General features: G+C 29.2%; 11 protein-coding genes and 1 pseudogene. 10 read left to right on the top strand and 2 right to left on the bottom strand.

The genetic code is table 11. The features are described 5' to 3' along the window. From NSA50_RS18850 to NSA50_RS18880, 7 genes and pseudogenes are all read left to right on the top strand, one after another. Nucleotides 1-210 (top strand): annotated as a pseudogene (locus tag NSA50_RS18850) (single-stranded DNA-binding protein); the annotation flags it as partial. 27 nt (nt 211-237) lie between these two features. Further along, nucleotides 238-480, top strand: a complete 243-nt coding sequence (rpsR, locus tag NSA50_RS18855) for a 30S ribosomal protein S18 (RefSeq protein ID WP_008676141.1) — start codon at nt 238-240, stop codon at nt 478-480. Between the two features lie 151 nt (nt 481-631). Next, nucleotides 632-949: a MazG-like family protein gene (locus NSA50_RS18860; RefSeq protein ID WP_008676140.1), complete on the top strand. Its 318-nt coding sequence runs from the start codon at nt 632-634 to the stop codon at nt 947-949. A 4-nt stretch (nt 950-953) separates the two neighbouring features. Beyond that, nucleotides 954-2,921, top strand: coding sequence for a DHH family phosphoesterase (locus tag NSA50_RS18865; RefSeq protein WP_195266350.1), 1,968 nt, complete (start codon nt 954-956; stop codon nt 2,919-2,921). A 1-nt stretch (nt 2,922) separates the two neighbouring features. Further along, complete coding sequence (gene rplI, locus NSA50_RS18870) at nt 2,923-3,369, top strand: 50S ribosomal protein L9 (protein WP_195266348.1); 447 nt, start codon at nt 2,923-2,925, stop codon at nt 3,367-3,369. 12 nt (nt 3,370-3,381) lie between these two features. Further along, nucleotides 3,382-5,274, top strand: a complete 1,893-nt coding sequence (gene lonC / locus NSA50_RS18875) for a Lon family ATP-dependent protease (protein WP_195266346.1) — start codon at nt 3,382-3,384, stop codon at nt 5,272-5,274. A gap of 96 nt (nt 5,275-5,370) precedes the next feature. Next, nucleotides 5,371-6,708, top strand: a complete 1,338-nt coding sequence (locus tag NSA50_RS18880) for a replicative DNA helicase (RefSeq protein WP_195266344.1) — start codon at nt 5,371-5,373, stop codon at nt 6,706-6,708. A 38-nt stretch (nt 6,709-6,746) separates the two neighbouring features. On the opposite strand, the gene NSA50_RS18885 is transcribed toward NSA50_RS18880, so the two are convergent. Then, on the bottom strand, nt 6,747-7,082 hold the full coding sequence (locus tag NSA50_RS18885) for a hypothetical protein (RefSeq protein ID WP_195266342.1): 336 nt from the start codon (nt 7,080-7,082) through the stop codon (nt 6,747-6,749). A 129-nt stretch (nt 7,083-7,211) separates the two neighbouring features. Between NSA50_RS18885 and proC the strand changes: the two genes are divergently transcribed. Beyond that, on the top strand, nt 7,212-8,012 hold the full coding sequence (gene proC / locus NSA50_RS18890; protein ID WP_195266340.1) for a pyrroline-5-carboxylate reductase: 801 nt from the start codon (nt 7,212-7,214) through the stop codon (nt 8,010-8,012). Between the two features lie 102 nt (nt 8,013-8,114). Here the strand turns inward: proC and NSA50_RS18895 are convergent, their stop codons facing one another. Then, a complete protein-coding gene (locus NSA50_RS18895) occupies nt 8,115-9,287 on the bottom strand; it encodes an NAD(P)-dependent malic enzyme (RefSeq protein WP_195266337.1) in 1,173 nt (390 codons plus the stop codon). A gap of 215 nt (nt 9,288-9,502) precedes the next feature. On the opposite strand from NSA50_RS18895, the gene NSA50_RS18900 reads away from it, so the two are divergent. Continuing rightward, nucleotides 9,503-10,792, top strand: a complete 1,290-nt coding sequence (locus tag NSA50_RS18900; protein WP_257447907.1) for an adenylosuccinate synthase — start codon at nt 9,503-9,505, stop codon at nt 10,790-10,792. 421 nt (nt 10,793-11,213) lie between these two features. Next, the gene (locus NSA50_RS18905; protein ID WP_195266333.1) at nt 11,214-12,062 is read left to right on the top strand and encodes a hypothetical protein; all 849 of its coding nucleotides are present in this window, start codon (nt 11,214-11,216) and stop codon (nt 12,060-12,062) included. Nucleotides 12,063-12,191 lie beyond the last annotated feature (129 nt).

The following is a 12,191-nucleotide window of genomic DNA, read 5'->3' on the forward strand; positions in this document are numbered from 1 at the left end:
AAGGGATATACAACTGATATAGTTGTAGATTCATTTGAGTTTATCGGATCAGGTAACAATGGTGGTGCTGGAAGAGACCAAGGTTCATATAACAATGGATATGGTTCTTCTAATATGGGTTCTGATTATTCAAATTCATCAAATAATTTTGGTGGAATGAATTTTGAGGAAGACATGACTCCTGTAGATGATGGAGATATGCCTTTCTAATAGTCTAATAAAAAGGAGGGAATTAGCATGAAAGACATGAAGAGATCTGGAAAAATGAGAAGATCTAAGAGAAAAGTATGTGCTTTTTGTGTAGAAAAGGCTGAAGCAATAGATTATAAAGATATTACTAAGCTAAGAAAGTTCGTAACAGAAAGAGGTAAGATATTACCAAGAAGAATTTCTGGAACTTGCGCTAAGCACCAAAGAGAATTAACAACTGCTATAAAGAGATCAAGAAACATAGCATTATTACCATTCACAACTGAGTAGTATAATCAACCCCTGACATATCAGGGGTTTTTTATTATATTAATACAATTAATATTTTACAAATATTGTAAAAGACTTCATAATTTGTTGCAATAAAAGTAAATTATAATTAAAATATATATACAAGGGTATTAGTATAGGGGTGAGCAGGGTGAAGAGAGATGATTTAAATATAATGGCTAATATAAAAATGATAGAAAAATTAAAGGCAAATTTATTATGTATAATAGGTGAATTCTATCATTTACTTACTAAAGGAAGTAATGTAGCTCAAGATGCAATTTTAAATTGTATATCAGGTGCTATACTCGTATTATATGTATTGGCTCAAAAATTAGGATATTCATGTCAAGATGTAGATGATGACATGAAAAAGAAATTGCAAGTTGGTATAGCAGAAGGACATGAGTATGAAAAGGATGGAAGAAGTTTAAGCAAACTTCAATTACATTTAAAGGAGCACCATTAATCTTATGATATGGAATGATTTAATAAAAAAAAGGCTTAAAAGTATTAGGCCTATAATTACGCCACTTATTTTTGTAGGAGCATGTGTGGGATTTTATTATATAAAAAGTACTCTTTTAGGATCTATATTGTTAATTTTATTTATTATATTTAGTTTAAGCGAATATATGATAAAAGGTAAATATGATGATAATATAGAAAGAATTAAGGAAAATATAAATAAAGATATAAATAGTAACATATTAAATTTAATATTTCCATTAGCTTTAATAAAAGAATCTGGAGAAATTTTTTGGAGTAATAAGGAGTTCCAAAAATTTGTTCCAGATGAAGATCCTATAGGATTAAATGTAGTTAGTATTGCTAGGGGATTAAATTTATCTAGACTATTAACCTGTGATAGAGATTTGCATCAAAAAATAAAGATATTGGATTCTTTATATAAGGTATATGCAACTAAAATAGAAAAATATGATTTAGATGAAGATTTATATATAGTTTATTTTAATGATATAAGTAATTTGAAAAATATAGATAATACTAAAGAGAGTATAATGCTTATAGAAGTAGATAATCTAACAGAAGCTTTAGAAACTACATTAGATAGTGATAGACCAATGTTAGTTGCTGAAATTGAAAAAACAATAAATTTATATGCCCAAAAACTTAAGGCAATGATAACAAAATATGACTCTAATAAATATGTTCTTTCAGTACAAGATAAGTATATAGATGAAGAGGTAAATAATAAATTTTCTATATTAGAAGATATATCAAAAATAGATCGAGGTAATAAATTTGAAGTTACTTTAAGTATTGGTATCGGAAGAGGTGGAACTTGTCCTCTAGAAAATAATACATTTGCTGTTACGGCAAAAGAATTAGCATTAGGTAGAGGCGGGGACCAAGTAGTTCTGAAGAATAATGAGAAAATAAAGTTCTTTGGTGGAAATACTAGAGAAATAGAAAAGAGAACTAGAGTAAGAGCAAGAGTTATTTCTCATGCATTAAAGGAATTAATATATGAGAGTAGTAATGTTTTTATTATAGGTCATAAAAATCCTGATATGGATTGTTTTGGATCATCTGTAGGGATATCATCCGTAGTAAAACAATTAGGAAAGCCGTGTAACATCATATTAGGAGCTGAAACTACAGCTATTGATTATTTTTTATCTAAACTAAAAAATGATTCTAAATATGATAATTTATTTATTTCTACAGAAGAAGCTTATGAACAAATTAATGAAAAAACTTTGTTAATTATAGTAGATGTTCATAATAAGGGGTATATATTAGATACAAGTATTGTTGAAAAGGCACAAAGAAAAATAATTATAGATCACCATAGAAGAAGCCCCGATATAGTTGAGGGCGCAATTTTAAACTATATAGAAGTATATGCTTCATCTACATCTGAAATGGTTACAGAAGTTATTCAATATATGGTTCAGAAGCCTAATTTAACTAGATTAGAAGCGGAAGGTTTACTTGCAGGAATATTTATGGATACAAAAGGCTTTTCTTTTAAAGCAGGTGTTAGAACCTTTGATGCCGCATCATTTTTAAGAGGGCTTGGAGCAGATACAATTGAAGTTAAAAAGATGTTTATGGATGATCTTGAAGATTATTTGGTTATTGCAGATACAATAAGATCTGCAGAAGTTAAAAATGGTTTAGCTATTGCAGTTGCTCCTAAAAGATTAAAAAAAGGATTTATGGCAGCTAGAGCTGCTGATGAACTATTAAATATATCTGGGATAAATGTATGCTTTGTATTAGCAGAAATAAACGGAGATATAACCATTAGTGGTAGATCAATAGGGGAAATAAATGTTCAAGTAATACTTGAAGCAATAGGTGGTGGTGGCCATATGAATATGGCTGGAGCTCAATTAAATAATACATCAATAGAAAGTGCTATAAAAATACTAAAACGATCAATAGAAAAACATTTAAAGGTGGGTGAATAACATGAAAGTAATTTTATTACAAGATGTTAAAAAAGTAGGGAAAAAAGGAGATATCGTTGATATATCAGATGGATATGCAAGAAACTTTTTATTTCCAAGAAAGTTAGCAGAAGAGGCAAATAACAATAATATGCATATCTTAAATGCTAAAAAGGAAAATGAAAGAAAGAAAAAATTAGCAGAAATTGAAGCCGCACAAAAATTAGCTTCTGAATTAAAAGGCAAGGAAATAAAAATTGAAGCTAAGAGTGGAAACGGTGGAAGATTATTTGGAGCTATAACAAGTAAAGATGTAGCTGAATTAATAAATAAGCAATTTAAATTATCAGTAGATAAGAAAAAAATAGTTATGGATACAATAAAGGTTGCTGGTAGTTACGATATAGAAATAAAGCTATATCCAGAAGTTTCAACTAAGATGAAAGTAATAATCACGCCGCAATCATAAGGAGGACTAAGTTTGAAGACTTATGACGAAACAAATATAGAAAGTATATTAGATAGTGAATTATCTTTAGATGCACAAGTCAATGTTATAAATCAAATATTAAATAATGTATTAGATGAGGGTGCAGTAAGAGCAAGAATTGTAAGGTTTAAGCTTCAAAAGTATGCAAACTCTACTAATATATGTGAAAGAGTATATGCATTAAATGTAATTGCCTCTGATGGAAAAGGTATAAAATCTGTACCAGGTGAAGAGGAATTAAGAGGTGTATTAGAAGATACAATTTATTATATATCAGAAAATATAGCTAGAAAGTATGTCCAAAATAAGGTGGAAACACAAGTTGAAAAAGCACTTCAAGAAAGACAAGATAAGTTTATTGATGAACTTAAATTATCTATAATAAAAAAGCAAAAAGGGCCTGAAAGTGCAAAGACTACTAAAAAGCTAGAAAGATTAGAAGAGTTAGATTCAAAAAAGATTAATAAAAACGTAATGAGTCTTTTAAGACCTGAAAATTTTGATGAAGTAGTAGGTCAGGAGAGAGCAATAAAGTCACTTATATCTAAAATGGCATCTCCATATCCTCAGCATATAATTTTATATGGACCACCTGGGGTTGGTAAAACTTCAGCAGCAAGATTAGCTTTAGAAGAAGCTAAAAAACTAAAGTCTACTCCATTTGATGATGATTCTAAATTTGTTGAAGTTGATGGAACTACATTAAGATGGGATCCAAGAGAAATAACAAATCCATTATTAGGATCAGTTCATGACCCTATTTATCAAGGTAGTAAGAAGGATTTAGCTGAGATAGGTGTCCCAGAACCTAAGACTGGATTAGTAACTGAAGCTCATGGAGGAGTTCTATTTATAGATGAAATTGGTGAATTAGATGAAATCCTTCAAAATAAGTTATTAAAAGTATTAGAAGATAAAAGAGTTGAGTACTCATCATCTTATTATGATCCAGATGATGAAAATACACCTGAATATATAAAATATCTTTTTGAAAAGGGTGCACCAGCAGACTTTGTTTTAATTGGTGCAACTACAAGAGAGCCAGGAAAAATAAATCCAGCATTAAGATCTAGATGTACAGAGGTTTATTTTGAACCATTATCATCTAGTGATATTAAGGGAATAATAGACAATGCAGCTAAAAAGTTAGATGTTCAATTAGAAGATGGAATTGCTGACCTTATAAGTAGATATACAATAGAAGGTAGAAAGGCTGTTAATATATTAGCAGATGCTTATGGCTATTCATTATATCACTCAAAGGATAAAGCAGACAATATAATTACACTTAAGGATGTAGAAGAGGTTATTTCTATAGGTAGATATGTACCTTATGAAATATTCGAGGATATAGATAAATCTGAAATAGGCCATACATATGGATTAGGAGTAAGCGGATTTTTAGGTTCAACATTAGAAATAGAAACAGTAGTGTTTGAATCTAAAAAGCCAGGAATGGGAACTGTAAAATTTAATGATACAGCCGGTTCAATGGCAAAGGATTCTGTATTTAATGCTGCATCAGTAATAAGAAGAATTACTGACAAAGATATAAAGGATTATGATATACATGTAAATGTAGTTGGTGGAGGAAAAATTGACGGACCATCAGCAGGAGCAGCAATTACTATTTCAATAATAAGTGCTTTATTAGAAAAGCCTATAAGACAAGATATCGCTATAACAGGTGAAATATCATTAAGAGGAAATATTAAGCCTGTTGGTGGAATATTTGAGAAAATATATGGTGCTAGAAGAAAAGGAATAAAGCTTGTTGTTATTCCTAAAGCTAACGAAAAGGAAATACCATTAGATTTAAAGGATATAGAAGTTAAAGCCATAAGTCATATAGAAGAATTAATGGAAATAGTCTTTGAAAAATAAATTATTAATTAAGCTTCCAAAAGGAAGCTTAATTTTATTTTATATAATATGAAAATTTGATATAATATATTATTATGAAAAGGAAGGAGGTTACATATGGAAGCACCAATAATGAGGAGTTTACCTCAAAGTTTAGAAGCAGAACAGTCTGTAATTGGATCCATGATAATAGATAAAAGTGCTATTGCTAAGTCTTTAGAAAAATTAAATGATGAAGACTTTTATAGAGATGGGCACAAGGTTATATTTAAGGCTATTAGAGAAATGTTCTCACAAGATATGGCTGTTGACCTTGTAACCTTATTAGAATATTTAAAATCAACAGATAATCTAGATAAGGCTGGTGGAGTTACTTATATATCAGAAATAAGTTCATCAGTAATTACTACTGCTAATTTAGAAGCCTATATAAAAATAGTAGAAGATAAATCGTTATTAAGAAAATTAATAAAGTCATCTACAGCTATTATAGAAGAAAGCTATAATAAACAGGATAAAGTTGATGATGTATTAGATTTAGCTCAAAAAAAGATTTTTGATTTAGCAGAAAAACAAGGCTCAAACGATTATGAACCACTTTCTACAGTTTTAGAAAGAGGATTTATAGAGATTGAAAGATTATTTAATAATAAAGGATCAATAACAGGTGTTGGTTCAGGAATAAGAGATTTAGATGCTAAAACATCTGGATTTCAAAAAGGAGATATGGTTCTTATTGCAGCTAGACCATCTATGGGAAAAACTACATTTTCACTAAATATAGCAGAAAATGCAGCATTAAGAGAAGGAAAGAGTGTAGTTATATTTTCACTAGAAATGCCTAAGGAGCAATTAGCTTATAAATTGCTTTGCTCTGAAGCTAATGTTGATATGTTAAAGCTTAGAACTGGTAATTTAGATGATGATGATTGGGAAAGAATAGCTAGAGCTACTGGTCCTCTATCAAAAGCTAAAATTTATATAGATGATACAGCGGGACTAAGCGTAATGGAAATGAGGTCTAAGTGTAGAAAGATAAAAATGGAGCATGGAATAGATATGATTCTTATAGATTACTTACAGCTAATGAGTGGTAGTTCAGGAAGTGAAAGTAGACAACAAGAAGTTTCAGAAATATCTAGATCTATCAAAGCTCTTGCAAAAGAGATGGAGTGTCCTATAATTGCGTTATCTCAGTTATCACGTGCTCCAGAACAAAGAGCTGATCATAGACCTATGCTTTCGGATTTAAGAGAGTCAGGATCAATAGAGCAGGATGCTGACGTTGTTATGTTCTTATATAGGGATGAGTATTATAACAAGGAAACAGAAGAAAAGAACATAGGTGAATGTATTATAGCAAAACAAAGAAATGGCCCAGTAGGAACTGTAAAAATGGCTTGGATAGGTTCACAAAGTAAATTTGCTAACTTAGAGCTGGTTTATAAGGAATAAAAACAAAGCTATGCATAAGCATAGCTTTGTTTTTAAATTTAATTTCGAGTTTTTGGAATTTTAAAGTAAATTAAATTAGCACAAGCAATATTTTCAGTCTTGTCTATATTTACATTTTTTAAATAAAATGACCTTTTGAAATTTACTTTATCATTATATTTATTTTTTAAGGAGAGATTTAAAATAAGAAAGTTATTTACATACTTTATTAAAATTTCTTCCTTAGTTAAACCTCGAAGTAAAATATAAATATCATAGAACTTGTCTCTATTTACTATCTTAATAATAGGCTTTATATTTTCTTTTGAAGGACTAAACTCTAATAAATTATCTATTTTATTTTCTATATCTGTGAGCAATAAATTATTTTTCATAACTAATCCCTCCTTATTGATAGTTTGTGACTTAAAGATAAAGCTATCCTATGAGTATAATGGGGAAACTTATAAATAATAATTAATTAAGAAAATTATTTACAATGAATTAAAAAGAAGGTGAAAGTAATGAATGAAAAGATAGGATTTATAGGCTGTGGAAATATGGGAAAAGCAATGCTTAATGGACTTATAAATTCAAATTATACAAGTGTTGACAATATTATAGTATCAATGAGAAGTGAAGAATCAAAAAATAATATAATGAATGAATTTAATGTAAAATGTACATTAAACAATATAGAAGTAGCAAGATTTTCTGATGTACTATTTTTAGCTGTAAAGCCCAACATGTATAAAAGTATTATAAATGAAATAAGGGATTATTTAAAAAAGGACACTATTATAATATCTATAGCTGCTGGAATAAATTTATCTGATATAGAAGAGTGGTTAGATAAAAATTATAAAATTGTAAGAACTATGCCAAATACACCAGCTTTAGTTGGTGAAGGCATGTCAGCTATTTGTCCTAATTTAAATGTAAATAATGAAGAACTACTTCTTGTGTGCGATATTTTTAAAAATTTTGGTAAATACGAAATATTAGAAGAAAAATATTTTGATGCTTTTATTGCATTATGTGGTTCATCACCAGCTTATGTATTTATGTTTATAGAAGCTATGGCAGATGCTGCTGTAAAACTTGGGATACCAAGAAATAAGGCATATAAAATGGCAGAGCAAAGCATATTAGGATCAGCAAAATTGGCTTTGGAAACTGGCAAACATCCAGCAGAATTAAAGGATATGGTTTGCTCTCCAGGAGGAACAACTATAGAAGCTGTAATTGAATTAGAAAGTAATGGATTCAGAAATGCAGTAATAAAATCAATGGAAAAGTGCGCAGAAAAGTCTAAGAATATGTAATAAGAAGGAGCTACAGCAGAATTTTGTATTTTTAATTGTGCGATAGCTCCTTAGTATTTTTAAGTATAAAAATATTAAAATTATATCGTAAGTAATATAATATTATATTCTAGCAACACCACTTTTAATTGCAGCTTTTTTAACTGCTTCAGCAACTGCTTTTTGAACATTTAAATCAAATGCTTTAGGCAATATAAAGTCAAAGTCAAGATTATTTTTACCTACAGAATTAGCAATAGCATATGCAGCTGAAATTTTCATTTCTTCATTAATGTCTGAGGCTCTTACATCCAAAGCTCCTCTAAAGATTCCAGGAAAGGCTAATACGTTATTAACTTGATTTGGAAAGTCGGATCTTCCAGTACCTATTATTTTTACGCCAGCTTCCTTTGCATCATCTGGGAATATTTCAGGAACAGGATTTGCCATAGCAAAAACTATTGAGTTTGAATTCATACTTCTAGCCATTTCTTTTGTAACTAAGTTAGGAGCAGAGACTCCTATAAATACATCAGCACCAATTAAAGCATCTTTTAAGCTACCGCTTATGTTATCTTTGTTAGTAATTATAGATAATTCCTTCATTGAATCATTTAAATTTTGAGTATGAGAGTTAATTATTCCTGACTTATCACATACTATTATATTTTTTGCGCCAAAGGAAATTAATAATTTACATATAGCAGTTCCTGCAGAGCCAGCACCATTTATAACAATTTTTATATTGTTAATATCTTTATTAACTAATTTTAGTGCATTTATTAATCCTGCTAATACGACTATAGCTGTGCCATGTTGATCATCATGAAAAACAGGTATATTTAATCTTTCCTTAAGTTTATTTTCTATTTCAAAACATCTAGGGGCAGATATATCTTCTAAATTTATTCCTCCTAGGCTTGGAGATATTCTAACAATTGTTTCAACTATTTCATCAACATCTTTAGTATCCAAAACTAATGGAAAGGCATCCACGTTTCCAAATTCCTTAAATAATATAGATTTACCCTCCATAACTGGAAGAGATGCTAATGGGCCTATATCACCTAATCCAAGTACAGCAGTCCCATCTGAAATCACAGCAACAGTATTCCATTTTCTTGTATAGATATAAGCATTATCTGGATCATTATGAATTTGCCTACATGGTTCAGCTACTCCTGGAGTATATGCTAAACTTAAATCATTTTCATTAGATATTTTACATCTGGATGTTACTTCTATTTTACCTTTTAGTTTTTCGTGATATTTTAAAGCTTCTTCATAAATATTCATATCAATACTCCCTCATATAGAATAAATAAATTAATTTAATTAAAAATATAAATAAGTACTATTATATTATACGAATTATAATTATTTAATGCAAAAAAATATTCGCAAATAAGTTGAAAGTTTATTTTTACTTTGTTAATATGGTACTTGGAGATTAATATTGATTAATTTTATTAATAAGGGACTTGCAGTCCTTTAGCAAGGAGGCAATGTAAATGTCAGCATTTGTTGTTCTAGGAGCTCAATGGGGAGATGAAGGAAAGGGGAAGATGACTGATTATCTTGCAGAAGAAGCACAGGTAATAGTTAGATTCCAAGGAGGAAATAACGCTGGTCATACAGTTGAAGTTGGAGATAAGCAATATAAACTTCATTTAATCCCATCAGGAATATTATATGATAATAAATTGAATATTATAGGAAATGGTGTTGTTGTAGATCCTAAAGCTTTATTTACAGAAATAGATTATCTAGAAGGTGAGGGTGTTAAAGTTACACCAGAAAAGCTTGTAGTTAGTGATAGAGCACACATTATTATGCCATACCATAAGATTTTAGATAGCTTGAAAGAAAAGGCCAGAGGGAAAAATGATATAGGTACAACGGGAAAAGGAATAGGACCTTGTTATACAGATAAGTTTGAGAGATCTGGAATAAGAGTATGCGATCTTATAAATGAAAAGATATTTAAAGAAAAGTTAAGGGAAAATATAGATTTTAAAAATCAATATATAGTAAAGGTATTAGGTGGAGAAGCATTAAACTACGATGAAATTCTTTCTGAATACTTAGAACTTGCAGAAAGATTAAAGCCATATGTACAAGATACTTCAGTAAGACTATATGATGAAATAAAACAAGATAAAACAGTTTTATTTGAAGGTGCTCAAGGAATGCTTTTAGATATAGATTATGGAACATATCCATATGTAACATCTTCAAATACTACAGCTTGTGGTGTAGCAAGTGGATCTGGAATTGGACCAACTATGGTTACTAATGCAGTAGGTATTGCAAAAGCATACACAACAAGAGTTGGTAAAGGACCATTCCCGACTGAGCTAGATAATGAAATTGGTGAATGGATAAGAGAAAAGGGACATGAATATGGAGTAACTACAGGAAGATCAAGAAGATGTGGATGGCTAGATGCTGTTATATTAAAAACAACAGTAAGAGTATCAGGATTGACATCATTATGTGTAACTAAGATAGATACTTTAGCTGGTTTAGAGAAACTTAAAATTTGTGTAGGATATAAGTTTAATGAAAAAGTTATAGATTACTTCCCTGCAAGTTTAGAGGATCTAGCAAAGTGCGAGCCTATATATGAAGAGTTCGATGGTTGGGGAGAAGAGGTAGCAAATGCTAGAAGCTACGATGAGTTACCTGAAAACGCTAAAAAATATTTAACAAGAATTGAAGAACTTACAGATACAAAAATATCAATAATAGGTGTGGGTCCAAGAAGAGATCAAACAATAAGAATAACAAAAGAGTTATAAAATAAATAAATAGGAGGCTATAGCAAAAAATATTTTGATATTAGCCGATAAGAATGGAATTTCTAATTGGAATTTTCCTTTTTGCAGATATATAAATAATATATAAAAATTTCTATTTAAATAAAAAAACGTCTTTAAGCAAGTAAAATCAATGGTTTAAAAGGGGGTCGCGAAACGCGACCCCTTTTATAAAAATAAGAGATTAACTTTTTTAAGGCAATAAAGCTTAATTGAAATTGAATAAATTTTATACTAAATAGATTTTTGAGATTGGTCTTAATTATAAATAATTATAAGAATAAATATATATTATAAATATATATTATAAAATTATACAAAAAATGTGTATTTAATAAATCTAGTAAATAAATTGTGATAAAATTAATATATATAAATATAATTTAATTTAGGAGGTGAGATTATGGAAGAGAAGAAAGTTTATTTATCAATTTCAGAAATGTTATCTAGGGCATTTAATTTATGCAAAAATAGTGCACTAGAAATTTTAAAGGTTATTGGAATATTTATAGTTCCTACAATTGTAGTTTTAGTTGGAATAATAGTAGGGATAGTTCTTTCAAGTTTAATAAATATTTCGTATTCATACTCATATTCATATTCTTATTTTGATGAAGCAATACCGCTTATAGGAATAGGAACAATCTTACTTATAATTTTAGTGGCATTAGTATCGTCATTATTAATGTTATATGCAAGTGGTATTATAACTAAGGTGTTAGATGATGCTAACAAAGGAAATGAGGTAAGTTGGAGAGCTGCCAATAAATATGTTTGGCAAAGGAAATGGAGCATTTTAGGATTAAATGTTTTAGTTTGGCTAATGTTATTCGCATTTGCAGTAGTAATAATTTTATTAACTATATTATTAGCTGTACTAACTGTTGGAATTGGATTAATAATATTAATTCCTTTAATAATTGCGATAGCTGTTGTTATGGCGCCGTTGGCATATTTATTTAATTCAATGCTAATAGTGAGGGATTTAACTATCACTGAGGCAATAGGAGAAACATTTATGCTATTTAAGAAAGGATATTTTTGGTCAACTATAGGAAAGTTAGCAGCTATATCTGGGATAACAATTGGTATTGGATTAGTTTTAGCTATAATTCAAATAATACCTTTAGTAGGAATAATAATAGCTGTAATAGGACAATATGCAATTCAAGCATATACAATATCTTATCTAAATATATTAGCATTAGATAGAAGTAATACAGTAGAAAGTTTTATAGATCCTATAATGTAAATTAAAGGGGCTGTTGCAAAATGATTTTTAATCATTTTGTAGCAACCTCTTTTTTTGCATTTTAAAATTGATATTTTAGGGGTTATAATAAAAACATACTATGAAATATCTGGTTAAATATTTATTTTG

The sequence above is a fragment of the Clostridium mucosae genome, from assembly GCF_024622765.1.
In the GTDB taxonomy this organism is placed as follows: domain Bacteria; phylum Bacillota; class Clostridia; order Clostridiales; family Clostridiaceae; genus Clostridium.

Bases quoted from the DNA above. Each gene is read 5' to 3' on its own strand.
- rpsR (WP_008676141.1), top strand. From the start codon at position 238: ATGAAAGACATGAAGAGATCTGGAAAAATGAGAAGATCTAAGAGAAAA.
- NSA50_RS18865 (WP_195266350.1), top strand. From the start codon at position 954: ATGATATGGAATGATTTAATAAAAAAAAGGCTTAAAAGTATTAGGCCT.
- rplI (WP_195266348.1), top strand. From the start codon at position 2,923: ATGAAAGTAATTTTATTACAAGATGTTAAAAAAGTAGGGAAAAAAGGA.
- NSA50_RS18880 (WP_195266344.1), top strand. From the start codon at position 5,371: ATGGAAGCACCAATAATGAGGAGTTTACCTCAAAGTTTAGAAGCAGAA.
- NSA50_RS18885 (WP_195266342.1), bottom strand. From the start codon at position 7,082: ATGAAAAATAATTTATTGCTCACAGATATAGAAAATAAAATAGATAAT.
- proC (WP_195266340.1), top strand. From the start codon at position 7,212: ATGAATGAAAAGATAGGATTTATAGGCTGTGGAAATATGGGAAAAGCA.
- NSA50_RS18895 (WP_195266337.1), bottom strand. From the start codon at position 9,287: ATGAATATTTATGAAGAAGCTTTAAAATATCACGAAAAACTAAAAGGT.
- NSA50_RS18900 (WP_257447907.1), top strand. From the start codon at position 9,503: ATGTCAGCATTTGTTGTTCTAGGAGCTCAATGGGGAGATGAAGGAAAG.
- NSA50_RS18905 (WP_195266333.1), top strand. From the start codon at position 11,214: ATGGAAGAGAAGAAAGTTTATTTATCAATTTCAGAAATGTTATCTAGG.